The sequence below is a fragment of the Modestobacter sp. Leaf380 genome, assembly GCF_001424485.1.
Lineage (GTDB): Bacteria > Actinomycetota > Actinomycetes > Mycobacteriales > Geodermatophilaceae > Klenkia.
Genome location: NZ_LMQC01000001.1, coordinates 410,622 through 437,554 on the forward strand (window position 1 = coordinate 410,622; position 26,933 = coordinate 437,554).

Sequence of the window (26,933 nt, forward strand, 5' to 3'; positions counted from 1 at the left end):
ACGCGCGCCCCGCCGTCACGACCCGGCGGCGCGCGGCCGCACGTGTCGCACGTCGCCGGCGGCCAGGTCGACCCGGCCCTCGGGGGTCGCGACAACCAACCGGCCGTCCCAGTCGACGGCCTCCGCCACGCCCTGCAGCAGCTGCCCATCGGGCATCGTCACGGTGACCTCGAGGCCGACCGTGGAGCACCAGGCCAGGTAGTCCCGGGCCAGGCCGGAGGACACCGGGTCCCCGGCGTGCTCGACCCACGTCCGGTAGCGCGCCTCGAACGCGCGCAGGTAGGCCAGCAGGACCGGTCCCCGGTCGACCGCGCGACCGGTGGCCAGGGCCAGCGACGTCCCGGTGTCGGGGAGCTCGTCGGCGCGGGTGGACACGTTGACCCCCACCCCGACGACGACGGCCGGGCCGCTGGCCTCGGACAGGATGCCGGCGAGCTTGCGGCCGTCGGCGGCGAGCAGGTCGTTGGGCCACTTCAGCGAGGTCGGGACGACGTCGGACAGCGACTCGGCCAGCGCCACCCCCGCCAGCAGGGACAGCCAACCCCGCCGGGCCGCGGGGACGTCGGGGCGCAGCAGCACCGACACCGGGATGCCGGCCCGCGGCGGGGAGGTCCAGACCCGGTCCAGGCGACCGCGTCCGGCCTGCTGGTCCTCGGCCACCAGCACCAGGCCCTCGGGCTCGTCGGCGGCGGCCCGGGCGACCAGCTCGGCGTTGGTGGACCCGACCGCGGGCAGCACCTCCACGGTGCGCCACATCGACCCGTCGCGCCGGAGCACCGCGGTGAGTGCGGCGGCGTCCAGTGCGGGGCGGTCCAGGTCGGACCAGCGACCTGTGGAGTTGTCGGACACGTCACCTACGCTACGGCGCTGTGACCACGGCTGAACTCGGCAATGCCGGCGAGGACGTCCCGGCGGACATCGACATGCACACGACCGCCGGCCGGCTGGCCGACTTCGAGCGCCGCCTGGACGAGGCGGCGCACGCGGGCTCCGACCGGGCCGTGGAGAAGCAGCACGCCGCCGGGAAGATGACGGCGCGCGAGCGGATCGAGGCACTGCTGGACCCGGGCTCGTTCACGGAGCTCGACGAGTTCGCCCGGCACCGTTCGACGAACTTCGGGATGGACGCCAAGCGCCCGTTCGGGGACGGCGTCGTCACCGGCTACGGCACCGTCGACGGCCGCCCGGTCTGCGTCTTCTCCCAGGACGTCACCGTCTTCGGCGGCAGCCTCGGTGAGGTGTACGGGGAGAAGATCGTCAAGGTCCTCGACCTCGCGGTGCGTAACGGCTGCCCGATCATCGGCATCAACGAGGGCGGTGGCGCCCGCATCCAGGAGGGTGTCGTCTCCCTCGGGCTGTACGGCGAGATCTTCCGGCGCAACGTGCACGCCTCGGGCGTCATCCCGCAGATCTCGCTGGTCATGGGCGCCGCGGCCGGTGGGCACGTCTACTCCCCCGCACTGACCGACTTCATCGTGATGGTCGACGAGACCAGCCAGATGTTCATCACCGGCCCGGACGTCGTGAAGACCGTGACCGGTGAGGAGGTGACGCTGGAGGAGCTGGGCGGCGCCCGCACGCACAACACGAAGTCCGGCGTCGCGCACTACCTGGCCTCCGACGAGGCCGACGCCCTGGACTACGTCAAGGCGCTGCTGTCCTACCTCCCCAGCAACAACCTGGACCCGCTGCCGACCCTGGAGGTCGCGCCGGTCGACGTCGCACTGCCCGAGGCGGTCAGCGACCTGGACGCCGAGCTGGACACGTTCGTCCCGGACTCGGCCAACACGCCCTACGACATGCACACCGTCATCGAGCACGTCGTCGACGACGGCGAGTTCCTCGAGGTGCAGCCGCTCTTCGCGCCCAACATCCTCATCGGCTTCGGCCGGGTCGAGGGCCGCCCGGTCGGCGTCGTGGCCAACCAGCCCACCCAGTTCGCCGGCACGCTGGACATCGACGCCAGCGAGAAGGCCGCCCGGTTCGTCCGCACCTGCGACGCCTTCAACATCCCGGTGCTCACCCTGGTCGACGTGCCCGGCTTCCTGCCCGGCACCTCCCAGGAGTGGGACGGCATCATCCGCCGCGGCGCCAAGCTGATCTACGCCTACGCCGAGGCCACCGTCCCGCTGGTCACCGTCATCACCCGCAAGGCCTACGGCGGCGCCTACGACGTCATGGGCTCCAAGCACCTGGGCGCCGACGTCAACCTGGCCTGGCCCACCGCGCAGATCGCCGTCGTCGGGGCGCAGGGCGCGGTCGGGATCCTCTACCGCAAGGAGCTGGCGGCCTCCGACGACCCGGACGCCCGCCGCGCCGAGCTGATCACCGAGTACGAGGACACCCTCGCCAACCCCTACATCGCCGCCGACCGCGGGTTCATCGACGCGGTCATCCCGCCCTCGCACACCCGGGTGCACGTCACCCGTGCGCTCCGCCTGCTGGCGAACAAGCGCCAGACGCTGCCGCCCAAGAAGCACGGGAACATCCCGCTGTGAGCGAGCCGGTCCGCCCCCTGCTGCGGGTCGTGCGGGGTGAGCCCTCGGCCGAGGAGCTCGCCGCGCTCACCGTCGTGGTCGCGGCGCTCTCCCAGCGCCGCACCCGCAGGTGCCCCGCGCCGGTGGGCGCCTGGGCGTCCCGCCGCGACGTCGTCCGGACGCCGGTGCAGGCCGGTCCGGGCGGCTGGCGCGCCGCGGGGCGGTTCTCGTGAGCCGCCGGCTGGTCCTGGGCTCGGCGTCCCCGGCCCGGCTGCAGCTGCTGCGCCAGGCCGGTCTCTCCCCCGAGGTGGTCGTCTCCGGCGTGGACGAGTCGACGATCCGTTCCCCGCGGGTCGGGGAGCTGGTGGCCCTGCTGGCCGCAGCCAAGGCGCAGGCCGTGGCCAGGCAGGAGACCGACGCCCTGGTGATCGGCTGCGACTCGCTGCTGGAGTTCCGTGGCGAGGCCATGGGCAAGCCCGCGGACGCCGCCGACGCCCGGCAGCGGTGGCGCCGGATGGCCGGTCGCAGCGGCACGCTGCACACCGGCCAGGCGCTGCTGGACGTACAGGCCGGGTCGGTGTCCCGCCGCGACGTCGCCGTCGCCTCCACCACGGTGCACTTCGCGTCGCCGTCGGAGGCGGAGATCGAGGCCTACATCGGGACCGGCGAGCCGCTCCAGGTCGCCGGCGCCTTCACCCTCGACGGGCTGGGCGGTCCGTTCGTTCGGCGAATCGACGGTGACCCCTCGGCCGTCGTCGGGCTGTCGCTGCCGCTGCTGCGCGAGCAGCTGGGCAAGCTCGGGCTGGCCGTCGTCGACCTCTGGGACCGCTGAGGATCCCGTTCGACGGGGCTGTGCGACGGTCCGACGGCAGGCCGCGGCGCTCGCCACTCCTGCCGGCCCGGCCCAGGGCGACAGCCGCTCGGTGGATGTCAGGTTCGATCGGCGTCCAGATCCGATCGGGCGGCGCCTGACCGACGGGCGTTCCACGAGCCCACGGGCGACCGCCGCGAGGCGGAGATCGGCACCCCACCAAGACCGAGGTCGGATGGGACGGCCGTGAGGAGGTGTGCGGCCCGGACCGTCGCCCGAGCAGTGCGGTGCGGCGTGTCGAGGTCACGTCCCGTCAGCAGTCCAGCGGCAGCTGCGGGGACTCACGCGCTCTTGCGGAGATCCAGGACGACGGCGCCGGCAACTGGACGAAGGCCTTCGAGTCGACGTTCCACCGATGCGGCCCAATTGGGCACCCGAGGGACGGTGCTGGGGTAGAGGTACATGTTCCGCCTCGCGCGCAGCTGCCAACCGGAACTGGCGGCCGCACGGAGGAAGGGCCGGACAGGGAAGGTGCGCTCACCATCGGTCAGGACGTGGTACGCCAGGACGTAGGGGTGGACACGGTTGGGCTCCATGGCCCGCCACTGCCCACCAGGAGCCACCACGCGAGCGACCTGTTCAGCCACAGCTCGAACGTCGTCGACGTGGTGCAACATGTCGACGCTGATCACCAGACCAGCCGAAGCATCGCCCACCAAGTTCGCCAGGTCCTCGCCGGTACCCACCTCGAAGCGGACGTTGTCCAACCCTGCTGCACGCGCTTGCTCGCGGGCGAAGTCCACGTAGTTGGTGAGGGGCTCGACACCGACGAAGGAGCGGTCGGGGTGCCGTGCTGCCAGCTGGCGCACCAAGACGCCGGTCCCGGAGCCGATCTCGACCACCATGCCGTCGGACGCCGCAACGACCTCGTCGAAGAACTCCAGACGTCGCCGAGCCATGTGACCCGATGAGCGCATGTCGTCGTACCCGTCGGGGTCCCCGTCGTGGGACGCGTTCAGGGGGTGACTCGTGAGCGGCGTCTTGGCGGCGTCTGACGTCATGTGCTGGACGCTACGTTCCTGGCGCCGTCCCAACCAGCACCGCAACGCACCTACTCGGGCAACGACCCGGAGCTCTGGGACGCAAGGGGTGTGTGGTGTTCATGAGACCGGGGTCGCCCGTCAACGCAGGCCGCTGCGGGCCACACCCTCCACGAACTGCCGCTGGAAGACCGCGAACACGGCCAGGATCGGCAGGGTCGACAGCAGGGCCATCCCCATCAGCGCCGGGTAGTCGGTGCCGTACTCCCCCTGCAGGAACGCCAGCCCGATCGGGACGGTGAACAACGCCTGGTCGTTGAGCACGATGAGCGGCCAGGCGAACTCGTTCCAGCGGTACATGAACGTCAGGATCACCAGCACCGCGATCAGCGGCCGGCTCATCGGCAGCACCACCGACCAGAAGACGCGCAGGTGGCCGGCGCCGTCCAGGCGGGCCGCCTCGAGCACCTCGTCGGGGATGCCGAGCATGAACTGCCGGCACAGGAAGATGCCGAAGGCCTCGGCGGCGCGCGGCACGATGACGGCCCAGTAGGAGTCGACCCAGCCCAGCCCGGCCACCAGCTGGAACTGCGGGATCATCACGACCTGCACCGGGATCATCAGGGTCGACAGGATGACCACGAAGACCGCCTGCCGCCCGCGGAACCGGTACTTGGCCAGGACGTAGCCGGCCAACAGGTTCAGCGTTACCGACAGCGCCATCGCCACGACCGCGATGGCCAGCGAGTTCAGGTAGAAGGTGCCGAACGGGAGCAGCTCGAACGCCCGCCGGAACCCGTCGAGGGTGGGCTCCTCGGGCCAGAACCGGAGGGGTCCGCTGGTGAGTGCGCCCCCGCCGGAGAACGCCGTCACCAGCATCCAGTACAGCGGGAACAGCATCACCAGCGCGCCCAGGACGAGGGCGACGGCCCGGCCGGACAGCCAGCCCGCTCCCCCACGCTGGCGCCGCTGGGCAGGCGCAGGGCGGGTGGCCGGGCGGTCCTCGGTGGTGGTCACTGCTCGGCCTCCGTCGCCTTCTGCCGACGCCACCACAGCGCGGTCAGGACGGCGATCACCAGGTAGGTGACCACCCCGATCGTGGCGGCGTAGCCCTGCCGCCGGGCGTCGAAGCCCTCGGCGTAGGCGTAGGTCACCAGCATCTCCGTGGAGTTGCCCGGCCCGCCGCCGGTGAGCACGTAGACGATGTCGAAGACCTGGAAGCTCTCGATGACGCCGAGAACGACCAGGAAGACGGTCGTGGGCTTGAGCAACGGGACGACGACGTACCAGAGCCGCGACCACCGCCCGGCGCCGTCCATCTGCGCCGCCTCCAGGTACTCGGCGGGGATGGACTGCAGCCCGGCCAGGTAGACGACCATGCAGAACCCGACCTTGGTCCACACGCTGATCAGCACCAGCGAGACCATCGCCGCGGTCCCGTCGGACTGCCAGGCGATGCCGTCCATGCCGACCGAGCGGAGCAGCCGGTTCACCACGCCGACGTTCTCGTTGAAGATCCAGCGCCCGGCGATGGCGATGACGACGCCGCTGATCACGTAGGGGACGTAGTAGACGGCCCGCAGGAAGCCACGACCGCGCAGCGGCTTGTTGATCGCCAGCGCCACCCCGAGCCCGAGGACCAGCGACAGCGGGACCGTGAGCAGGGCGTAGACCCCGGTGTTCAGCGCCGAGCGCCAGAAGGTCGAGTCCCCGGCGAGCTCGGTGTAGTTGTCGGCCCCGACGAACTCGCGGGGACCGAAGCCGGAGGAGCTGTAGAGGGAGAGCCAGACGGTCGCGATCAGCGGCAGCAGCAGGAAGACGCCGAAGACCAGCAGGTTCGGCGACAGCAGACCCCAGGCAGCAGCCGACTCCCGCCAGGCACCGCTGCGTCCCGTCCGGGACCGGGGCGGGTCGGGCACCGGTGCGGTGACGGCGGCCGGCGCAGCGGTCGTCACGACAGCCGCCCCTCGACGTCGGCGGCCAGGTCCTCGAGCACCTGGGCCGGGTCGTCGCCGCCGAGGAACGCCTGTTCCAGGCGGTCGACCAGGGAGGCGTTGACGGCGTTGAACTGCGGCACGGTCACCTGGGCGGACAGCCCCGGGGTGATCGTGGTGGCCTGCTCCACGAAGAGCTCCATCAGGTCGGGACGGACGGCGTAGTCCAGGGTCTGGCCCAGCAGCGACGTCCGGGTGGGCAGCACGACGGCCTGCTCGCAGAACAGCGCCTGCGCCTCGTCCCCGGACAGGAAGGCCAGGAAGTCCGCAGCCGCCTCGGCGTTCACCGACTGGGAGGTGGCGACGACGGCGTTGCCCCCCAGGTCCGCCGACGCCGTCTCGTCCCGGGGCAGGAACGTCGCGCCGTAGGAGCGTCCCGAGCCGGTGAACTCCGGGTCGATCGTCGGGAGCAGGAAGTCCCCGGCGAAGACCATCCCGATGGTGCCGGCGGTGAACAGCTCGTCGACGTAGGAGCCCTTGGTGGATGTCGTGGGCGGCACCAGGCCCTCGGTGAAGAAGGACTGGGTGAGCGCGAGGGCGTCCCGGGCGGCCCGGCTGTCGATGGCCGGTGCGGTGAGGTCGTCGGTGAGCAACCGGCCGCCGCGCTGGTCGACCCAGTTCAGCCAGCGGTAGGCGCCGGCCAGCTGCCAGTTGACGCCGAAGGCGTACTGGCTCTCCCCGGTCGGCAGGGACGCCGCGACCGACCGGAACTCCTCCCACGTCCAGGCGTCGTCCAGGCTGGTCGGGAGGCGGGCCCCGGCGGCCTGCAGCGCCTCGGTGTCGTAGAGGACCAGTGAGGTGTCGGTGTGGTGCGGCACGCCGAAGACGCGGCCCTCCGACCGGACGGCGGACACGAACGCCTCACCGAACCCGTCCAGGAACCCGCCCGGCAACCGGTCGGTGAGGTCGAGCAGGGCGCCGCCGGCGGCGTAGATGCCGATGTCCTGGTAGGTCACCCGGAACAGGTCCGGCGCGCGGTCGCTGGCCAGGTTGGCGTCGATGCCGGTCAGCGCCTCACCGAAGGGCACAACGTTGAACACCACGGGGACGCCGCTGGTCGCCGTCCACTGTTCGGCGATGGTCTGGAACGCGGTCAGTTCCGCCTCCCCGGCCCAGAGCGTGAAGCTCAGCCGGCCCTCCCGGCTGGCCGAGCCGTCACTGCCGCGCAGCCCGAAGCCGGTGCCGCAGCCGGACAGGGCGAGGGCACCCGCCCCGGTCGCGGCCAGGAAGGCCCGGCGAGACAGTCCTTCCGCTGGCCCGTGAGGGCTCCGAGGTCGCAACGGCACAGTGAGACCCTGGGGTCCGGTACGCCCTGCCGCGACTCGATCTTGGTGTGCTGGCTACAGTCCGACCGTTCTCATCGAGGAGGCTGTGCACTGTGCAGAAGGTCCTGATCGCCAACCGCGGCGAGATCGCCGTCCGCGTCGCCCGCGCCTGTAAGGACGCCGGACTCGCCTCCGTCGCCGTGTACGCCGACACCGACCGGGACGCCCTGCACGTGCGGGTGGCCGACGAGGCCTTCGCCCTCGGCGGGACCACGCCCGGTGAGTCCTACCTGGTCATCGACAAGATCCTGGACGCCGCCCGGCAGTCCGGCGCGGACGCGGTGCACCCCGGCTACGGCTTCCTCTCCGAGAACGCCGACTTCGCCCAGGCCGTGCTCGACGCCGGGCTGACCTGGATCGGCCCCTCCCCCGCAGCGATCATCGCGCTGGGCGACAAGGTGCAGGCCCGGCACATCGCCACCGAGGTCGGTGCACCCCTCGTGCCCGGGACGAAGGACCCGGTCGCCGGGGGCGACGAGGTGGTCGCCTTCGCCGAGGAGCACGGGCTGCCGGTGGCCATCAAGGCCGCGTTCGGCGGCGGCGGCCGTGGACTGAAGGTGGCCCGCACCATGGAGGAGATCCCGGAGCTCTTCGACTCCGCGGTGCGCGAGGCGGTGTCCGCCTTCGGGCGCGGCGAGTGCTTCGTGGAGAAGTTCCTGGACCACCCGCGGCACGTCGAGGCCCAGGTGCTGGCCGACACGCACGGCAACGTCGTCGTCGTCGGCACCCGGGACTGCTCGCTGCAGCGCCGCAACCAGAAGCTGGTCGAGGAGGCCCCCGCGCCGTTCCTCACCGACGAGCAGCGGGCCCGCATCCACTCCAGCGCCAAGGACATCGTCCGGGCCGCGGACTACGTGGGCGCCGGGACCGTCGAGTACCTGGTCGGCGTCGACGGCGACATCTCCTTCCTGGAGGTCAACACCCGGCTGCAGGTCGAGCACCCGGTCAGCGAGGAGACCTCGGGGATCGACCTGGTCCGCCAGCAGTTCCGCATCGCCGACGGTCTCCCCCTGGAGATCACCGAGGACCCCGAGCCGCGCGGTCACAGCTTCGAGTTCCGGATCAACGCCGAGGACGCCGGCCGCGGCTTCCTGCCCGCCCCGGGCCCCGTCACCGGCCTCTCGGTCCCGCAGGGCCCCGGCGTGCGCTGGGACTCCGGCGTCGTGCTCGGCGGCGAGGTCGCCGGTGCGTTCGACTCGATGCTGGCCAAGCTGATCGTCACCGGCGCCACCCGCGCCGAGGCCCTGGACCGGGCCCGCCGCGCCCTGGACGAGCTCGAGGTCGACGGCATGGCCACGGTCATCCCGTTCCACCGCGCCGTCGTGCGAGACGAGGCGTTCACCTCCGAGCCGTTCAGCGTGCACACCCGGTGGATCGAGACCGAGTGGGACAACCAGGTCCAGCCCTACGGTGCCGCGGCCGACGCCGACGAGCCCGAGGAGCGGCAGACCGTCGTCGTCGAGGTCGGCGGTCGCCGGCTCGAGGTCTCCCTGCCGGCCGGCCTCGCCTCCGGCGGTGCCCCGGCGGGTGCTGCCGCCAAGCCCCGCAAGCGCGGTGCCGGAGCCGGTGGCGCCGGCGCCTCCGGTGACTCCCTCACCTCCCCGATGCAGGGGACCATCGTGAAGGTCGCCGTCTCCGACGGGGACACCGTCGCCGTCGGAGACCTCGTCGTCGTCCTGGAGGCGATGAAGATGGAGCAGCCGATCACCGCGCACAAGGCCGGCACGGTGACCGGGCTGTCCGCCGAGGTCGGGGCGACCGTGACCAGTGGTGCGGTGCTGTGCTCGATCGCGGAGGCGGCGACGGCCTGAGCCGCCGCCGAGGGCCCTTGGTCCCGCCAGTTGCCGGACCGAGAGCCCCCCCTCGCTCGGGTTCAGGTCGTGAAGACGACGGTCGACCCACCGGTCTTGACCACGAGCCGACCATCGTCCTGCAGTGCGGCCGTGGCTCCTGCCCGGCCCCACGTCCCGGAGTTCCAGGTCGCCTCCCCACGCGGGCTGTAGGACACCAGGTTCCCGTCCGGCTGCAAGACGAGTCGGCTGCCAGGCGCGTAGACGTAGGTGGCCCACACGACCCGTCCTCCCATGCCGTACAGGACCAGGTTCCCGTCCTCCTGCATGACGAGGCGGTGGGTGGCGTCCGGCGAGACCAGGTACTGGCCGGCGTACAACGCCTGCCCCGAGCTCAGGCCCGACGGCGTGTCCGCAGGCGTCGACCAGACGACCCGGCTGCCGGCGTCCGTGACCGCCGAGGCCCCGTCCGCCCGCACGGTCAGCACCGCGTTCGGGTTGTTCCACGTGTTGCTGTGCCACAGGACCTGACCCGCGGCCGAGTACTCCACCACGTTGCCGTCGGGCTGCAGGATGAGACGCGCACCCGGGGAGTAGACGTAAGAGGCCCACAGGATCCGCCCGCCCGTGCCGGAGGCGACCACGTTGCCGTCGGCCTGCATCGTCAGGCGGGACTGCCCGTTCGCCGAGACGAGGTACTGGCCGGAGAACAGCTGCTGCCCCGTCTTCAGGGTGGCCGGTGAGTCGGCTGGCGTGCTGAACAGCACCGTCCCGTCCCAAGCGAGGACCGCCACGGATCCGTCGTCGCGGACGGCCAGGCCCGCGCCGGCATTCCCCCACGTGTCCGCGTGCCAGACGACGCGGCCAGCTGACGAGTACTCCACCAGGTTGCCGTCCGGCTGCATGACCAGCCGCGCTCCAGGGGCGTAGGTGTACGTCGCCCACGAGATGCGGCCCCCGCTCCCCGTCGAGACCAGGTTGCCGTCGGCCTGGAGGGTCAGCCGGTACTTGCCGTTGGGCGACGTCAGAGACGATCCACTGGTGAGCGCCTGTCCAGAGGTCAGTTGCGCACCGGGTCCGTAGGCGCCGGACGAGCGTCCGGCGATGCGCAGGGTCGCCGTCGGACCGTTGCTCGACGTCACCATGACGGTGATGTCGTTCTTGGCGACGGCGAGCGGCGTGCCGACGGGGAGGGCGACCTGGAGGTCCCCGCTCCAGGCGTTGGGACGAGACGGGGTGCCGTCGAGCAACAACGAGGTGTCGGACCCGCTCCCGACTCGCCGGAGCACCACGCCCGAGTTGAGCCCGTAGGCATTGCGAGGATCACCGAGCCAGGCGTCCCTGGCACCGGCCTGCCGGTACTCCAGCCAGTAGACGCTCCCGTCAGAGGCGGTCAATCGAACCGCACGGACTCCTGAGGTCGCTGACACGGGCGCCAGCGTGACCGTGGTCGCGACGCTGGATGCCGTGATGGCCACCTGCTGGGCTGCAGGGAGCAGACCGAGACGTGCGGACTGGACGGCGTTGAGCGAGCCGACCTGCCCCCAGGAGATGCCCATGACGTCGTACAGGTCGTAGTAGGCACGGGTCTGGCAGGTGCCGCCCTCGATCGCCCCGTCGCACTGGTAGGCGGAGGAGTGCCCGAGGCCGAAGTTGTGGCCGAGCTCGTGGGCCATCACCGAGGTGGCGACGTCCCGGACGTAGGAGACCCCACCCGAGCCGGGCGAGGAGCCGACGGTGCCCAACCCGTAGGAACAGCTGGTCGAGGTCCGCGGCAGGTACAGCATCAGGTGCTTGCCGGGCCCGCCGGTCCAGCCCACCCGTGCGGCCGCGTCGTTCCAGAGACCCGTCGGGTCACTGCACGCCCGGCTGGAGGTGATCCACCCGGCTGCGCCGGCGACGGCGTCCAGCCGGATCGTGTCGTTGCTCTGGCTCGACCAGAAGCCGGCGACCCCGTTGTCGAGCTCGTCCACCACGGAGGTGACGGTCGTCGAGTCGGCGGTCCCCCCGGCCGGCACGACCAGGACGACGGTGACCGTGTTGGTCGGCGCCGCACCGGCCGCCGCGGTGGTCGGATCGGGTGCAGCGGCCTGCAGCACCTGGGCGTCCAGGACCTCACGGGCCTCGTCGAAGCCCTGCTCGGCGCTGGCCTCGTCCGTCACCTCCTCGCCGACGGTCACTGCGACGGTCGATCCGACGGGAGCGCTGGGAACGTCCTCGGTGGGGACGCGGACGGCGTCGCCCTCGGCCGGCTGGATCCAGGTCAGGGGCACCTCGTCGGCGGTGTGCTCGTCCGCGTGGTCGTGCTCGTCCGAGTGGTCGTGCTCGTCGTGACCCAGCACCTCTTCGGCCACCGGGTCCGGCCAGGCCTGGACGAGCTCGCCGACGACGGTGTCCCCTGCGTCCACCGTGCCCGCGTCACCGGTCGCGGGCGGCGGGGTGGGAGTGGGCTCGGGCGTCGCCGTCGCGTCCGGACCCGCCGTGGCGGGGGTGTCGGTGGCCGGCGCCGTGGGCTCCGGCGTGGGCTCGGCGTCCGGGGTCGACGTCTCCTCGGCAGCGGTGGTCGGCACGCCACCCGGCACCTCCTCCGCACTCGCGACCGGTGCGACCAGGAACGAGGCGAGGACTGCTGCGGACGCGACGAACACCGAGGCGCGGAGAGCGCGGCGGGGGCGTGCTGAGTTCACGATTGCTCCTGAGCAGAGGGGTTCCGCTCAGTGCATCGGCCGGACCGGCACGGTGCTGTAGTCACACCACCCGGACGGGGTGGCGACGACGGTCACTCGTCGTCGGAGTTCATCAACCGCCGTCCGGCCTCGGTGATCGACCCGGACAGCGAGGGGTAGATGGAGAACGTCTGGGCCAGGTCCCCGACCGTCAGGCCCTTGCTGACGGCCAGGGTGATCGGCAGGACCAGCTCGGAGGCGCCCGGGGACACCACGACGCCACCGACGACGACGCCGGTCGAGCGGCGGGCGAAGATCTTGACGAACCCGTCCCGCATGTCGCTCATCTTGGCGCGGGCGTTGGTGGCCAGGGGCAGCTGCACGGACTCGATGTCCGAGCCCTCGACGATCGACTTCTCCTGCACCCCGACCGTGGCGATCTCCGGGTGGGTGAACACGTTGCCGGCGACGGTCTTGAGCCGGATCGGGCTCACCGCCTCGCCCAGCGCGTGCCACATCGCGATCCGGCCCTGCATGGCCGCCACCGACGCCAGCTGGAAGACCCCGGTGACGTCGCCCGCGGCGTAGATGCCGGGCACCGACGTCCGGGACACCCGGTCGACGACGACGTGACCGGCCTGCGAGGTCGCCACCCCGCACTTCTCCAGGTTGAGCCCGTCGGTGTTGGGCACGGTGCCCACGGTCATCAGCGCGTGCGACCCGGTGACCACCCGGCCGTCGGTGAGCCGGACCTCGACGCCGGTGGCCGTGCGCGTGACCGACTCGGCGCGGCCCCGCTCGGCGATCTTGCCGCCGCGGGACTGGAAGACCTTCTCCACCACGGCGGCCGCGTCGGCGTCCTCACCGGGCAGCACCTGGTCGCGGGAGGACACCAGGGTCACCGGGACGCCGGCCTCCAGGTACCCGGAGGCGAACTCGGCCCCGGTGACGCCGGACCCGACGACGACGAGGTGCTCGGGGAGGTCCTCCAGGTCGTAGACGTCCCGCCAGGACAGGATCCGCTCGCCGTCGGGCTCGGAGCCGGGGAGCACCCGGGGGTCCGCGCCGGTGGCGATCAGCACGACGTCGGCCTCGAGCTCCTCGCGGACCCCGCCGTCGCCGTCGCAGACCTCGACCCGGTGCGCGATGAGGCCGCGGATCTCGTCGGAGAGCCGGGCGTGCCCGCTGATGGTCCGCACGCCGACGCTGTCGAGCCGGGCGTGGATGTCGGCGGACTGGGCGACGGCCAGGCCGCGGATGCGCTGGTTGACCGCGGCGATGTCCAGGCTGACCGTGGCCCAGTCCGAGCCCTGCAGGCCCAGCACGGCCGAGTCGCGGACCGCGGTCATCGCGCCGGCGGCGGCGATGAGGGTCTTGGAGGGCACGCAGTCGGTGAGCACGCTGGCACCACCGAGTCCGTCGCGTTCCACGACGGTCACCTCGGCACCGAGCTGGGCGGCCACCAGGGCGGCCTCGTAGCCGGCCGGTCCGCCGCCGATGATCACGATGCGGGTCATGTGTGGTCCAACTCCCGGGCTGAGCGGTGGGTGTGCAGCCCCAGTCTCCCCGCTCGCGACGGTGTCGTCCGCCACCACCCCGGTCAGGCTCGCCACACGTCCAGAGCTCAGGCGGTCCCCCGCACGTCGAGCCGGTAGGTCACGTCGACGACGAAGCCGTGGCCGTCACCGCCGCGCATCGCGACCTCGTGCTGCCCGGCCCCGAGCGGGGACAGCGATCCCCAGAGGCCCCAGACGGACATCCACACGGGCCTGCGGGACCGGTTCACACCGTTCAGGAAGCCGCCGCGCACGACGAACGGGTCGTGGGTGGCGACGACGTCGACGGCGGTGTCCACCCCGTCCACGGACAGGGTGCCGAACGCCTGCTCGACCACCTCCGGGCGCTGGTCGACGAACCACATGGTGAAGACGGGGAAGAACAACTCCCGGCGGGGAGGGACCACGAGGTGCCGGACGACCGGGTCACCGCCGTAGGAACCCGCCAGGAACCAGACGTCGTCTGGTTGGTGCAGTCCGCCGCGGGCTCCGGACGTGTCGGCGATCGGGCTGCGGAAGAAGCTCGGTGTGGCAGCCCACTGGACCCATCGCGCGGCCAGCCCCTGTGGCGAGCGGGGTGGGTACTGGTTCTGCGGCGAGGAGGACGTCACGGCGTCGAACGTAGGTGCGGTCGTGAACGCCGCAGCCACGACCCCGGCCCCGTTGCGGAGCTGTGACCTCCCCCGGGGTGTGAGTCAGCCGAGGGCCGGCGGGTCCGCCAGGAACGTCGCCACCAGCTGCCGCGCCGCCAGAGCCGGCGTCAACTCCCCCGCCAGCACCTGCTGCTCCAGGCCCGGGGCCGAGGACCGCACGGCCGGGTGCTCCCGGAGCCGGGCCTCCAGGCCGTCGCGGACGAGCTGCCAGGTCCACCGCACCTGCTGGCTCTGGCGACGCCGGTCGAACTCCCCGGAGGCCCGCAGCCGGTCGGTGTGGGCGACGACCTGGGACCACACCTCGGCCAGGCCCTCCCCGGTGAGCCCGGCGCAGGTCAGCACGGGCACGTCCCAGTCGCCGGTGCCGCGCAGCATCCGGATCGCCCCGGCCAGCTCGCGGGCGGCCGTGCGGGCCTCACCGGCGGCCGGGCCGTCGGCCTTGTTGACGGCGATGACGTCGGCGATCTCCAGGATGCCGCGCTTGATGCCCTGCAGCTGGTCCCCGGTGCGGGCCAGGGTCAGGAACAGGAAGGTGTCGACCATCTCGGCGACGGTGACCTCGGACTGCCCGACGCCGACGGTCTCCACCAGCACCACGTCGTGGCCGGCCGCCTCGACGACGACCATGGACTCCCGGGTCGCCTGGGCGACCCCGCCGAGGGTGCCGGCGGTGGGCGAGGGCCGGATGAACGCGGCCGGGTCGACCGACAGCCGTGACATCCGGGTCTTGTCCCCCAGGATCGACCCGCCCGATCGCGCGGACGACGGGTCGACCGCGAGGACGGCGACCCGGTGGCCGGCGGCGGTGAGGTCCACCCCCAGCTGGTCGATGAAGGTGGACTTGCCCACCCCGGGCACCCCGCTGATCCCGACCCGCTGCGCGCCCCCGGCGTGCGGCAGCAGCTCCACCAGCAGCTCCTGCGCCTGCTCCCGGTGCTCGGGGCGCCGGGACTCGACCAGCGTGATCGACCGCGCGACGGCCCGCCGGTCACCGGCGAGCACGCCCTCGGCGAGCGCCGGGACGTCGACCGCCCGCGCCATCAGTGCCCGAGTCGGCTGGCGAGCTCGCGCAGCAGTTCCTGAGCGGCCTCGGCGATGACGGTGCCGGGCGGGAAGACCGCGGCGGCGCCCATCTCCTTCAGCGTCGGGACGTCGTCGGGCGGGATGACCCCGCCGACCACGATCAGCACGTCCTCGGCACCCAGGGCGGCCAGCGCATCGCGCAGCGCGGGCACCAGGGTGAGGTGCCCGGCCGCCAGCGAGGACACCCCGACGACGTGCACGTCGGCCTCGACCGCCTGGCGGGCGACCTCCTCCGGCGTTTGGAAGAGCGGGCCCACGTCGACGTCGAAGCCGAGGTCGGCGAACGCGGTGGCGATGACCTTCTGCCCGCGGTCGTGGCCGTCCTGGCCCATCTTGGCCACCAGGATGCGCGGCCGGCGGCCCTCGGCCTCGGCGAACTCCTCGGTCAGCGCGCGGGTGGTCGCCATCGGCCCGGACTCCCCTGCCTCCTCGCGGTAGACCCCGGAGATGGTGCGCACCTGGCCGGCGTGCCGGCCGTAGACGGCCTCCAGGGCGTCGGAGATCTCCCCGACCGTGGCCTTGGCCCGGGCGGCGTCGACGGCCAGGGCGAGCAGGTTGTCCTCCAGTCCGTTCCCGCGGGTGCCCTCGGCGGCGGCCCGGGCGGCGTCGGTCAACCGGGCCAGCGCGGCCTCGCAGGCGGCGGTGTCCCGCTCCTCGCGCAGCTCCCGCAGCCGCTGCACCTGCTGGGCCAGCACGTCGGCGTTGTCGACGCGCAGCACCTCGATGGCCTCGTCGGCGTCCACCCGGTACTTGTTGACCCCGATCACCGGCTGGCGGCCGGAGTCGATGCGGGCCTGGGTGCGGGCGGCGGCCTCCTCGATGCGCAGCTTGGGGATGCCGTCGCTGATCGCCTGCGCCATCCCGCCGTGCGCCGCGACCTCCTCGATGTGCGCCCACGCCTCGGCCGCCAGGTCGTGGGTCAGCTTCTCCACGTACGCCGACCCGCCCCACGGGTCGATGACCCGCGTCGTCCCGGACTCCTGCTGCAGCAGCAGCTGGGTGTTGCGGGCGATCCGGGCGGAGAAGTCCGTCGGCAGCGCGAGCGCCTCGTCCAGGGCGTTGGTGTGCAGCGACTGGGTGTGCCCCTGGGTGGCGGCCATCGCCTCCAGGCAGGTGCGGACGACGTTGTTGTAGACGTCCTGCGCGGTCAGCGACCAGCCCGAGGTCTGCGAGTGGGTGCGCAGCGACAGCGACTTGGGGTTGGTCGCGCCCTCCCGCTCCACCAGCTTGGCCCACAGCAGCCGCCCCGCCCGGAGCTTGGCGACCTCCATGAAGAAGTTCATCCCGATGCCCCAGAAGAAGCTCAACCGGGGCGCGAACGCGTCGACGTCCATCCCCGCCGCACGGCCGGCCTTCAGGTACTCCACGCCGTCCGCGAGGGTGTAGGCCAGCTCCAGGTCGGCCGTGGCCCCGGCCTCCTGGATGTGGTAGCCGGAGATGGAGATCGAGTTGAAGCGCGGCATCTTCTGCGACGTGTACGCGAAGATGTCGCTGATCACCTGCATCGAGGGCCCCGGGGGGTAGATGTAGGTGTTGCGGACCATGAACTCCTTGAGGATGTCGTTCTGGATGGTCCCGCTCAGCTGCTCGGGGGCCACCCCCTGCTCCTCCGCCGCGACGATGTAGAGCGCGAGCACCGGCAGCACGGCGCCGTTCATCGTCATCGACACGCTCATCCGGTCCAGCGGTATGCCGTCGAAGAGCTGGCGCATGTCGTAGATCGAGTCGATGGCCACCCCGGCCATGCCGACGTCGCCGGGCACCCGCGGGTGGTCGGAGTCGTAACCGCGGTGGGTGGGCAGGTCGAAGGCGACCGACAGGCCCTTCTGCCCGGCCGCCAGGTTGCGCCGGTAGAAGGCGTTGGACGCCGCAGCGGTGGAGAAGCCGGCGTACTGCCGCACGGTCCACGGCTGGGTCGTGTACATCGTCGGGTAGGGGCCGCGGCCGAAGGGCGGCAGACCCGGGTACCCGTCCAGGTGGTCGAGCCCAGCGAGGTCCTCGGCCGTCAGCAGCGGTGGGACCGCGATGCCCTCGGGCGTCTCCCATGCGGCCTCGCCGACCGACCGGCCGGTGTGCGCGGTGAACGCCGCCGCCCAGTCCGCAGCGGCGTCGGCCTGCGCGGGGACGCCGAGGTCCACGGACCCGAAGTCGGGGATGGTGCTCATGCCCGCGCTCCCAGCAGCTCGTCGAGGGTGGTGCCCAGCACCGCGACGGCGTCGCAGCCGGTGAACACGTGGCCGTCCACGCCGTCCACATCGGGGTCGGGCTTGCCGGCCAGCCACACCCGGGTCGCCCCGGCCGCGCGCAGCTCGGCGACCAGGCCGGCCGCGTCGGCGCGATCACGGTCGGACCCGCAGATGCAGGCGACCGTCGTCCCTGCGTCGGCGAAGCCGGAGGCGCCGTCCCCGGTGGGTGTCGCCAGGCCGCCGGCCTGGAAGAGGTTGCTCGCGAAGGACACCCGCGCGGTGTGCGCGGCGGGCTTGCCGATCGTGGCCAAGTACACGGCGGGGCGGGCATCGGCGGCGTCGGCCCGGTCGCGCAGCGCCTCGAACGCCTCGGCGGCCCGCACCCGGGGCAGACCGCCTGGTCCCGGGGGCAGCACCTCGGCGGCCGGACGGCGGCGGGGCAGCCCCTCGGCGAGGTTCGGGAACTCGCTGACCCCGGTGATCGGGTCGCGGCGGGTGGCCAGGCGCGACGACCTGGCCTCCCACGCAGCGGCGACCCGGGCGTGCACCAGCCCCGAGGACAGCGCCGCGGCGTACCCGCCGGCGCGCTCGATCTCGGTGAACCAGTCCCAGGCCGCGTGGGCCAGGGCGTCGGTGAGCGACTCGACGTACCAGGAGCCCCCGGCGGGGTCCAGGACCCGCGCGAGGTGGGCCTCCTCGGTCAGCAGCGCCTGGGTGTTGCGGGCGATGCGGCGGGCGAAGGCGTCGGGGAGGCCGAGGGCTGCGTCGAAGGGGGTGACCGTGACCGCGTCCGCCCCGCCGACGCCGGCGGCGAAGCAGGCCACCGTGGTGCGCAACATGTTGACCCAGGGGTCCCGCCGCGTGGTCATCACCGATGACGTGACGGCGTGCTGCCGCATGCCCCGGGCCTCGGCGGAGACACCGGCGACCTCGCCGACCCGGTCCCACAGACGGCGGGCGGCGCGCAGCATCGCGATGGTCGTGAACTGGTCGGCGGTGGCGGCGAACCGGAACTCCAGCTGGGTGGCCGCCTCGTCGAGGGACAGCCCGCCGTCGGTCAGCGCCCGGAGGTAGGCGACCCCCGCGGCGAGCGCACAGCCCAGCTCCTCGACGGCGGTGGCACCGGCGTCGTGCACCACGGTGGCGTCGACGACGAGGGCTCGCAGGTCCCCGTGTGGCGCGGCCCGGCGGGCCAGCTCGGCGAGGCCTCCCAGGCTCTGCTCCTGCCCGGAGGTGGCGTGCACGCTCAGCGGGTCCAGGCCCAGCGAGCCACCGGGAGCCAGGTCGGTGCGGCCCTCGACCAGGTCCAGGAACGCCTCGGCGGCGGGCACCCCGCCCTGCAGGGTCACCGGCGCGAGGTCCAGCAGCACGTCGGTGAGCACCTCGCCCAGGGAGTCCACCGGGACCGCGCCGTCACCGAGCACCAGCCACAGGGAGGTGACGCCGTGTTCGAGGTCGGCGGCGACAGCCTCGCGGGTCGTCGCGACGTCGGGGTCGGCGTGCCGCTGCCGGACGTCCCAGCCGGCCGGGATGCCGCCGCCGGCGGCCTGCGCGTCGACGGCCGAGGGGGCCGGCCGGACGACCCGGCTGCCGCGCACGTACGGCGGTGCCCCGGGGACGCCGGTCGGGGGCAGGTCGGCGACGTCGGCCGCGCTGTACAGCGGGGCGACGTCGACGCCGGTGGCCACGGTGCGGCGCAGCGCGTCCTCCACCGGGTCGGGCAGCTCCTCCCGACCGGCCTTGCGCAGCACCCCGGCCACCGCCTCGCGCCACTGCTCGCGGGTGACCGCGGGGAAGCCCGCGGCCAGGGACAGCTGCGCCGGGGCGGCGGGCTCGTCGGGCACCTGGGCCGCGTCCATGGGGGACTCGGCCGTGGCGTCGTGGTCTGACTGGTGGCTCATCGTCGGGTCACCGGCTCTCGGGAGAAGCGTGCTGGCTTTGTACCGCAGGGGTCAGACAGAGCCCGACCGGGAGGGCGCAGGAGTGGCGGGGTTCACAGCGTCGGCGGCCAGGGCCGTCAGCGCCGTGCGGGCCAGCAGCCGGACGCCGACGCCGATCGCGCGCTCGTCCACGTCGAACGTGCCGCGGTGCAGGTCCAGGGGTTCACCGCCGCCGTGCGTGCCCAGCCGGGCCAGCGCGATCGGCAGCACCTCGGCGAACCAGCCGAAGTCCTCGCCGCCCATCGACTGCGGGGACAGGACGACGCCGTCCTGCCCGACGGTCTCCAGCGCGGCCGAGCGCAGCAGGGCGACCCCGCGCGGGTCGTTGACGACCGGCGGGACCCCGCGGACGTACTCGACGTCCACGGTGGCCCCGGAGGTCTCCGCGACCTGCCGGATCAACCGGCGCACCATCTCCTCCGCGGCGTCCCAGACCGTGCGGTCCAGCACCCGCACCGTGCCGCGCAGCATGCCGGTCTGCGGGATGGCGTTGGCGGCCACGCCCGAGCCGACCGCACCCCAGACGAGCGACATCCCGGCGCGGGGGTCCACCTGTCGGGACAGCAGGCCGGGCACCTCGGTGATCACCCGACCCAGGGCGTGCACCAGGTCGACGGTCAGCTGGGGCCGGGCGGTGTGCCCGCCGGGGCCGGTCAGCGTGACCTCCAGCCGGTCGCAGGCCGCGGTGATGGACCCGGTCCGCAGACCCACCCGGCCCACCGGGACCGAGGGGTCGCAGTGCAGCGCGAAGGCCCGGGTCGCCCCCTCCAGCACTCCGGAGGCCACCACCTCCAGTCCCCCGCCGGGCACCTGCTCCTCGGCCGGCTGGAACACGCAGCGCACCGTGCCGGGCAGCGCGTCGAGCTCGGCGAGTGCCTGCGCGACGCCGAGCAGCACCGTGGTGTGCACGTCGTGCCCGCAGGCGTGGCACATGCCCTCGCGGGTGGAGGCGTAGGGCACGTCCTTGAGGTCGGCCAGCGGCAGCGCGTCGATGTCGGCGCGCAGCACGACCACCGGTCCCCCGCGGCCGACGTCGCAGACCAGCCCGGTGCCGTTGGGCAGCCGGCGCGGGGTCAGCCCGACCTGGCGCAGCTGGCGCTCCAGGTAGGCCGTCGTCTCGTGCTCGACGAAGCCCAGCTCGGGGTGGGCGTGCAGGTGCCGCCGGACCCCGACCAGGTCCTCGTGGTGGGCCTCGACCCACCGGTCCACCGTGTCCTGGGCACTCACGCAGGCGCCCCCGGCAGGGCAGCCGGGTGCGGCAGGCCGTCGCGCAGCTCGGCCAGCAGGCTGTCCACGACCGGCTCGAGACGCCCGTCGTGGGCCTCGGCGACGGCACGCTGGCGCTGGTAGGACCCGCCGACCTCGATGACCCGCAGCACGTCGGTGAGCTCCTCGGTGCAGTCCAGCCGCCGCGCCGTGGGCATCAGCTCCTCGACCAGGTCGCGCAGCGCGTCCTTGACCGGCCGCACCGTGCCGCGCTCGTCGACGATGATCTCGGCGTCCAGGCCGTAGCGGGCCGCGCGCCACTTGTTCTCCCGCAGCACCCAGCTGGCCGGCACCGGCAGCGTGTAGCCGCGGTCGATCTCGCGGTCGAACTGCTCGACCAGGCACTGGCTGAGCGCGGCCACCGCGCCGATCTCGTCGAGGGTCGGCAGGCCGTCGCAGATCCGCAGCTCGACGGTGCCGAAGTCCGGGTGCGGGCGGATGTCCCACCACACCTCGCGGACGCTCTCGATGGCGTGCGTGGAGATCAGCGTCTCCATGTAGCGCTCGAAGTCGTCCCAGCCCGAGAGCTGGTAGGGCAGCCCCGCCGTCGGCATGCCCTCGAACACCTTCGAGCGCGCGCTGGCCAGGCCGGTGTCGGCCCCGACCCAGTACGGCGAGGACGCCGACAGGGCCAGGAAGTGCGGCACGTACTGGGTCAGTGCGTTGACGATCGGGATGATCTTGTCCGGGGAACGGACGCCGACGTGCACGTGGACGCCGAAGATCTGCAGCCGGCGGGCCAGCCACTGCATCTTCTCGACCAGCTGGGTGTACCGCTCCTTGGGGCTGATCTGCTGGGTCTGCCAGTCGGTGATCGGGTGGGTGCCCGCGCACATGAGGCCGAGCCCGCGCCGGTCGGCCGCCTCGACGACCTCGGCCAGCGTGCCGGCGAGGTCGGCCTTGGCCTCGGCGACCGTGCCGCAGATGCCGGTGATGATCTCGATCGTCGACTGGAGCAGCTCGTGCTTGGCCTTGGGGTGCTCGTCGGCGTCAGCGGGCTTGAGCTCGGCGAGGATCTCGGTGGCGCCCGAGGTCAGCTGCCGGCTCTCGCGGTCGATGAGCTGCAACTCCCACTCGACCCCCAGGCTGGAGCGCTCGGAGGAGGTGAAGGGGATCTGCACGCGGCGAGTCTAGGGAGGGAACCCCGACCCCGCTGACCTACGACGCCGCGGTGGCCAGGCTGGGACGGACGTGGGCCCAGCGCTCCGCGGGCACCTTGCTCTGCACGTGGGCAGCGGCAGTGGCGGTCGCCTTGGACCCGAAGGAGTCCTGGTCGATGCGGAACATGCACGCGTTGCGGCCGATGACGACCAGTCCGCCACCGTCGAGCACCTTGCCTGCCCCGTCCCTGGCGGGCTCTTGGCGGTACACGCTGTCCAGCGCGGCCCAGGGGACGAAGTGGACGTCACCGTCCTCGTCGACGTGACCGACCCCGTCGTCGGCGAGGACGAACCGCCGCTTCTTGGCCGCCCCCGGCAGGACCCGGACGAGCGCTGACGGGCGGAGGGTGCGGCCGCTCGGCACGTCGCTGCTCCAGCCGCAGGCACGCCAGCGGTCCAGGCCGGGCAGGCCCGCGAACTCCGACCACTCCGGGACCTGGAGCAGGGCCGAGGCCCACACCGCGCGCGCGGCGTCGCGCACCATGTCGACGGTGACGCCGGCGTAAGCGACCTGGATGTCGGTGTTGGAGGTGTGGACGAGACCCAGGAGCTCGCTGACCGCGGCGTCGATGAGGTTCCCCAGCAGCAGGTCGTCCTCGTCGGCGTCCTCGAGTTCCTGCTGGGTCCCCTCGACCACGTGCGCCAGCTCGTCGGGGCTGGGACCGGCCTGGCACAGGGCGCGCCACTGCTCCCACAGGATGGTGGCCACGGCCCCCTCCTGGCCCTCCCGCGCGTCGACCGCCAGGACGATCTCCCGACGGCCCCGGTCGACGTCCTGGGTGACGATGCCCGACGAGTAGCTGAGGCCCCTCTCCGTGCGCGCCACGTCCTGGACGCGCTCGCGCACGACGTCGAGCGCCACCCGCAGCGCCGGGTCCCACGGGCCCGTGGACGTCACCATCAGGCCGACGCCCGCCGCCCAGCTCTTGCCCCAGGCGGCGCCGTGCTGCTCGCGCGCCGCAACCGCGTCGTGGACCGGCCGGGGCCCGCGCGGGAGGTCCAGTCGCAGACCCTCGGGCAGCTCGCCGTGACAGACCAGGACCGCGTTCTCCGCGACGAACCACCGGCGGGCGTGGGCCGTGATCGTGTCGTCGGACAGGTACTGGGGCCCCGGGCCCCCGGGGTAGGCGACGCCGAGACCGCTCAGCCCGTAGCGCTGGGCGAACATGCTCTCCACGAAACCGCCGACGCCGGAGCAGTCCTCGGCCTGCAGCACCCCGATCTCGGCATCGGCGCGCGCCAACGACAGCTCCCGCAGACCCGTGCAGACACCCTCGATGAAGCCAGCCACCGCCGCGGGGCGCCCCGTGGCGTGGAAGTGCGTCGAGTCGACCGTCGTCATGCCGTTCCGCTGGAGGTTGCTCTTGGGCAGGGTCCCCATGACGAGGTGCTCGACCAGGTGGGTCACCTCGCGCGTCGCGAAGGTCTCGTCCCGGACCCCCACGCCGAAGACGAGTGCCATGGTCGTACGCCGGGCACCCGGCAGGTGGAGGACCCGGACGCCGTCGATCTCGATGCGCTGCACGGCGAGATGATGTGTGTCCCGGCCGTCGGGGGCAACGAGGTCGGCCTCGGGGGGCCGGCGTGTCGACCCCACCGGACCCCGACGCAGGGGTCCGTTCTGTCGCCCCCCTCGGCTAGCGTCGTCGTCGTGAGTCAGACGCCTGCCCAGACCTCCCCCACCGATCCCGCCGCGCTGGCCGCCCGCGCCGCCGACGACCTCGTCGCCGCCCTGGGCGGGCAGCACGACGTCGCCGTCGTCATGGGGTCGGGCTGGGCGCCGGCCGCCGACGCGTTCGGGCCGGCCGAGGCCAGCGTCGCGATCGGCGAGCTGCCGGGCTTCGCGGCACCGACGGTGACCGGGCACGGCGGGGAGATCCGCTCGGTCCGGGTCGGGGACACCCGCGTGCTGCTCTTCCTGGGCCGCACCCACCTCTACGAGGGACGCGGCGTCGAGCCCGTGGTGCACGGCATCCGGACGGCGGCCGCCGCCGGCGTGCGCACCGTGGTGCTGACCAACGCCGCGGGCGGTCTCTCCCCCGACCACACCGTCGGCCAGGCGGTGCTGATCAGCGACCACCTCAACCTGACCGCCCGCTCCCCGTTGGTGGGGGCGACCTTCGTCGACCTGACCGACCTCTACGCCAAGCGGCTGCGGGCACTGGCCCAGGAGATCGACCCCTCCCTCGTCGAGGGCGTCTACGCGGCCCTCCCCGGCCCGCACTTCGAGACCCCCGCCGAGATCCGGATGCTCACCACGATGGGCGCCGACCTGGTCGGCATGTCCACCGCACTGGAGGCCATCGCCGCCCGGGCCGCCGGCGTCGAGGTGTTCGGCCTGTCCATGGTCACCAACGCCGCCGCCGGCATCACCGGCGAGGCGCTGGACCACGTCGAGGTGCTGGAGGCCGGCAAGGCCGCCGCCGGGCGCCTGGGCGAGTTCCTGGTCGAGTTCATCGGCCGGCTGCCGCAGCAGGTGCAGGCATGAGCGGCCCCGTCCTGCTGACCGGCGCCGCCGGGTACATCGGCACCCTGCTGCGCGGCGGGCTGCCCGAGCGCGGGCACGCGCTGCGCTGCCTGGACGTCGTCCCGGTGACCGACACCCGGCCCGGCGAGGAGCACCTCGTCGCCGACGCCACCGACCTGGCTGCAGTGACCGCGGCCGCGCAGGGGGCCAGCGCGGTCGTGCACATGGCCGGCATCTCCACCGAGTCCACCTGGGAGGCGATCGCGCACGCCAACATCGACGGCACGTACGTGGCCCTCGAAGCCGCCCGGCTGGCCGGGGTGCCACGGGTCGTGCTGGCCAGCAGCAACCACGCCACCGGGATGTCGCCCCGGGTCGAGAACGCCCAGACCGACGCCCAGCCACGACCGGACACCTACTACGGGGTGTCCAAGGTGGCCATGGAGGCGCTCGGCTCGCTGTACGTCGACCGCTACGGCCTGGACGTCGTCTGCCTGCGGATCGGGTCGGCGCTGCCCGAGCCCCGCGCGCCGCGGCACCTGTCGACCTGGCTGTCCCCCGAGGACACCGTCGGCCTCGTCGACGCCGCCCTCACCGCACCCAGCCCCGGCTTCGCGGTCGTGTGGGGCGTGTCGGCCAACACCCGCAACTGGTGGGACCTGAGCTCGGCCCGCGCACTGGGTTACGAGTCCGTCGACGACGCCGAGATCTACGCCGAGGCGATCACCAGCGCGTACGGCGAGCCCACCCCGGGCACCGTCGAGCACGACCGGCTCGGTGGCGAGTTCGCCGGACCGGACTTCGCGATCGACGCGGTGACCGCCCGCGCCCAGCAGGCCGACCCGTCGTGACCGCGGGCGCCGGCCGGCCGGACCTCGACGCCGTCGCGCGCTGGGTCGCCGACGACCCGTATGCCGGTGACCGGGCCGAGCTGCAGCAGCTGCTCGACCGGACGGCCGCCGGGGACGACGCGGCCGCCGAGGACCTGGCCCAGCGCTTCGCCGGCACGCTGACCTTCGGGACCGCGGGGCTGCGTGGGCCACTGCGGGCCGGGCCGGCCGGCATGAACGCCGCCGTCGTGGCGCGGGCCGCCGCCGGCCTCGGCGCCCACCTGGCAGCGGAGGGGCTGGCCGGGCGCGGGATCGTGATCGGGTACGACGCACGGCACCGCTCCGACGAGTTCGCCCGGGTCAGCGCTCAGGTGCTGGCCGGCGCCGGGTTCGCCGTCCAGGTGCTGCCGCGGCCGCTGCCGACCCCGGTGCTGGCCTACGCGGTCCGGCACCTGGGCGCGGTCGCCGGGGTGATGGTCACCGCCAGCCACAACCCGCCACAGGACAACGGCTACAAGGTCTACCTCGGTGACGGCGCCCAGCTCGTGCCGCCCGCCGACCGGCAGATCGAGGCGGCCATCGGCTCCGTCGGCGCCGCCCGCGACCTGCCCCGCAGCGACGAGTGGACCACCCTGGACGACGACGTCGAGGCCGACTACGTGGCCGCCGTGGTGCACGCCCTGCAGCCCGACCGGGTCGACGCGCAGGCCCGCCGCCGGCTGGTCGTCGCGTACACGGCCATGCACGGCGTGGGGACGACGACCACCCGCAGCGTCTTCGCCGCGGCCGGGTTCTCCGCCCTGCACGCGGTGCCCGAGCAGGAGCACCCCGACCCGGACTTCCCGACCGTGTCCTTCCCCAACCCGGAGGAGCCCGGCGCCGTCGACCTGCTCACCGCGCTCGCCGACCGGGTGGGCGCGGACGTGGCGATCGCCGAGGACCCCGACGCCGACCGGTGCTCGGTGGTCTGCGGAGGACGCCAGCTCACCGGCGACGAGGTCGGCGCGCTGCTGGCGGACTGGCTGCTGCGCCGCGGGGTCACCGGCACCTACGCCGCCTCGCTGGTCAGCGGCTCCCTGCTGGCCGAGCTGACCGCCGCGCACGGGCAGCCCTCGGAGCGCACCCCGACCGGCTTCAAGTGGATCATCCGGGCCGGCTCGTCGCAGGCGCCGCTGGTCTACGGCTACGAGGAGGCGCTGGGCTACGCGGTGAGCCCCGGCGTGGCCCGGGACAAGGACGGGGTGTCCGCCGCACTGGCCGTCGCCCTGCTCGCGGCCGAGCTGGCCACGACGGGGCGCACGCTCACCGACCGACTCGACGAGATCGCCGTCGAGCACGGCCTGTTCGCCACCGGCCAGCTGTCGGTCCGGGACGAGGACCTGGCCGTCATCGCCGACGCCATGGCCCGGCTCCGGGCGCAGCCGCCGGCGACCCTGCTGGACCGCGCCGTCACCGTCGAGGACCTCGCCCGGGCAGAGACTCCGCTGGACGCGGTGCGGCTGACCGGCGACGGGGTGCGGGTCGTCGTCCGGCCCAGTGGCACCGAGCCCAAGCTCAAGGCCTACCTGGAGTCCGTCGTCCCGGTGCCGGACGCGGCCGGGGTGGCTGCCGCCCGCGCCCGCGGGCAGGTCGACCTGGACCGGCTGCGCACGGAGATGTCCACCGCTCTGGGTCTCTGACCGCGCCGGA

21 protein-coding genes are annotated in these 26,933 nt (G+C 73.3%); 7 read left to right on the forward strand and 14 right to left on the reverse strand.

From position 1 onward, the window contains the following. Positions 1-15: 15 nt before the first annotated feature. Positions 16-849 carry a biotin--[acetyl-CoA-carboxylase] ligase gene (locus ASG41_RS01905; protein WP_056288886.1) on the reverse strand — a complete coding sequence of 278 codons (834 nt, stop codon included), beginning with the start codon at positions 847-849 and terminating at the stop codon, positions 16-18. Between the two features lie 74 nt (positions 850-923). Between ASG41_RS01905 and ASG41_RS01910 the strand changes: the two genes are divergently transcribed. Genes ASG41_RS01910 through ASG41_RS01920 form a run of 3 tightly spaced genes read left to right on the forward strand, consistent with a single transcriptional unit; the run spans position 924 to position 3,309 of the window. After that, positions 924-2,498, forward strand: a complete 1,575-nt coding sequence (locus ASG41_RS01910; RefSeq protein ID WP_056290144.1) for an acyl-CoA carboxylase subunit beta — start codon at positions 924-926, stop codon at positions 2,496-2,498. After that, positions 2,495-2,710, forward strand: coding sequence for an acyl-CoA carboxylase subunit epsilon (locus tag ASG41_RS01915; protein WP_056288890.1), 216 nt, complete (start codon positions 2,495-2,497; stop codon positions 2,708-2,710). The genes ASG41_RS01910 and ASG41_RS01915 overlap by 4 nt, the downstream gene beginning before the upstream one ends. Beyond that, entirely contained in the window at positions 2,707-3,309 is a 603-nt protein-coding gene (locus ASG41_RS01920; RefSeq protein WP_082556459.1) for a nucleoside triphosphate pyrophosphatase, read from the forward strand. Before ASG41_RS01915 ends, ASG41_RS01920 begins: the two co-directional genes overlap by 4 nt. A gap of 320 nt (positions 3,310-3,629) precedes the next feature. Here the strand turns inward: ASG41_RS01920 and ASG41_RS01925 are convergent, their stop codons facing one another. From ASG41_RS01925 to ASG41_RS01940, 4 genes are all read right to left on the reverse strand, one after another. Beyond that, the gene (locus ASG41_RS01925) at positions 3,630-4,349 is read right to left on the reverse strand and encodes a class I SAM-dependent methyltransferase (protein WP_056288893.1); all 720 of its coding nucleotides are present in this window, start codon (positions 4,347-4,349) and stop codon (positions 3,630-3,632) included. Positions 4,350-4,469: 120 nt separating this feature from the next. Continuing rightward, positions 4,470-5,345, reverse strand: a complete 876-nt coding sequence (locus ASG41_RS01930; protein WP_056288897.1) for a carbohydrate ABC transporter permease — start codon at positions 5,343-5,345, stop codon at positions 4,470-4,472. Further along, complete coding sequence (locus tag ASG41_RS01935) at positions 5,342-6,283, reverse strand: carbohydrate ABC transporter permease (RefSeq protein ID WP_056288901.1); 942 nt, start codon at positions 6,281-6,283, stop codon at positions 5,342-5,344. Before ASG41_RS01935 ends, ASG41_RS01930 begins: the two co-directional genes overlap by 4 nt. Then, positions 6,280-7,608 carry a sugar ABC transporter substrate-binding protein gene (locus ASG41_RS01940; protein WP_056288905.1) on the reverse strand — a complete coding sequence of 443 codons (1,329 nt, stop codon included), beginning with the start codon at positions 7,606-7,608 and terminating at the stop codon, positions 6,280-6,282. Before ASG41_RS01940 ends, ASG41_RS01935 begins: the two co-directional genes overlap by 4 nt. 92 nt (positions 7,609-7,700) lie before the next feature. Here ASG41_RS01940 and ASG41_RS01945 point away from each other — a divergent pair, with 92 nt between their 5' ends. Beyond that, on the forward strand, positions 7,701-9,458 hold the full coding sequence (locus ASG41_RS01945; RefSeq protein WP_082556460.1) for a biotin carboxylase N-terminal domain-containing protein: 1,758 nt from the start codon (positions 7,701-7,703) through the stop codon (positions 9,456-9,458). A gap of 62 nt (positions 9,459-9,520) precedes the next feature. Here the strand turns inward: ASG41_RS01945 and ASG41_RS01950 are convergent, their stop codons facing one another. From ASG41_RS01950 to ASG41_RS01990, 9 genes are all read right to left on the reverse strand, one after another. Continuing rightward, complete coding sequence (locus tag ASG41_RS01950; RefSeq protein ID WP_157518905.1) at positions 9,521-12,124, reverse strand: reprolysin-like metallopeptidase; 2,604 nt, start codon at positions 12,122-12,124, stop codon at positions 9,521-9,523. A gap of 92 nt (positions 12,125-12,216) precedes the next feature. Further along, positions 12,217-13,620 (reverse strand): NAD(P)H-quinone dehydrogenase, encoded by a 1,404-nt coding sequence (locus tag ASG41_RS01955; protein ID WP_056288911.1) that lies wholly within the window; start codon positions 13,618-13,620, stop codon positions 12,217-12,219. A gap of 107 nt (positions 13,621-13,727) precedes the next feature. Beyond that, positions 13,728-14,270 (reverse strand): hypothetical protein, encoded by a 543-nt coding sequence (locus ASG41_RS01960; RefSeq protein ID WP_157518907.1) that lies wholly within the window; start codon positions 14,268-14,270, stop codon positions 13,728-13,730. 84 nt (positions 14,271-14,354) lie between these two features. Beyond that, entirely contained in the window at positions 14,355-15,353 is a 999-nt protein-coding gene (meaB, locus tag ASG41_RS01965; RefSeq protein WP_056288918.1) for a methylmalonyl Co-A mutase-associated GTPase MeaB, read from the reverse strand. Further along, positions 15,353-17,560, reverse strand: a complete 2,208-nt coding sequence (gene scpA, locus ASG41_RS01970; RefSeq protein WP_056288920.1) for a methylmalonyl-CoA mutase — start codon at positions 17,558-17,560, stop codon at positions 15,353-15,355. Before scpA ends, meaB begins: the two co-directional genes overlap by 1 nt. Continuing rightward, positions 17,557-19,482: a methylmalonyl-CoA mutase subunit beta gene (locus tag ASG41_RS01975; protein WP_200938676.1), complete on the reverse strand. Its 1,926-nt coding sequence runs from the start codon at positions 19,480-19,482 to the stop codon at positions 17,557-17,559. Before ASG41_RS01975 ends, scpA begins: the two co-directional genes overlap by 4 nt. A 51-nt stretch (positions 19,483-19,533) precedes the next feature. Further along, positions 19,534-20,748, reverse strand: coding sequence for an amidohydrolase (locus ASG41_RS01980; protein WP_056288922.1), 1,215 nt, complete (start codon positions 20,746-20,748; stop codon positions 19,534-19,536). After that, complete coding sequence (locus ASG41_RS01985; RefSeq protein WP_056288925.1) at positions 20,745-21,908, reverse strand: glutamate--cysteine ligase; 1,164 nt, start codon at positions 21,906-21,908, stop codon at positions 20,745-20,747. The genes ASG41_RS01980 and ASG41_RS01985 overlap by 4 nt, the downstream gene beginning before the upstream one ends. 37 nt (positions 21,909-21,945) lie before the next feature. Then, positions 21,946-23,472 (reverse strand): hypothetical protein, encoded by a 1,527-nt coding sequence (locus ASG41_RS01990; protein WP_056288928.1) that lies wholly within the window; start codon positions 23,470-23,472, stop codon positions 21,946-21,948. 126 nt (positions 23,473-23,598) lie between these two features. Between ASG41_RS01990 and ASG41_RS01995 the strand changes: the two genes are divergently transcribed. Genes ASG41_RS01995 through ASG41_RS02005 form a run of 3 tightly spaced genes read left to right on the forward strand, consistent with a single transcriptional unit; the run spans position 23,599 to position 26,923 of the window. Then, complete coding sequence (locus ASG41_RS01995; protein WP_200938677.1) at positions 23,599-24,435, forward strand: purine-nucleoside phosphorylase; 837 nt, start codon at positions 23,599-23,601, stop codon at positions 24,433-24,435. Beyond that, complete coding sequence (locus tag ASG41_RS02000; protein ID WP_056288931.1) at positions 24,432-25,265, forward strand: NAD(P)-dependent oxidoreductase; 834 nt, start codon at positions 24,432-24,434, stop codon at positions 25,263-25,265. The genes ASG41_RS01995 and ASG41_RS02000 overlap by 4 nt, the downstream gene beginning before the upstream one ends. Next, the gene (locus tag ASG41_RS02005) at positions 25,262-26,923 is read left to right on the forward strand and encodes a phospho-sugar mutase (protein ID WP_056288934.1); all 1,662 of its coding nucleotides are present in this window, start codon (positions 25,262-25,264) and stop codon (positions 26,921-26,923) included. Before ASG41_RS02000 ends, ASG41_RS02005 begins: the two co-directional genes overlap by 4 nt. The last annotated feature ends 10 nt before the right edge of the window (positions 26,924-26,933 follow it).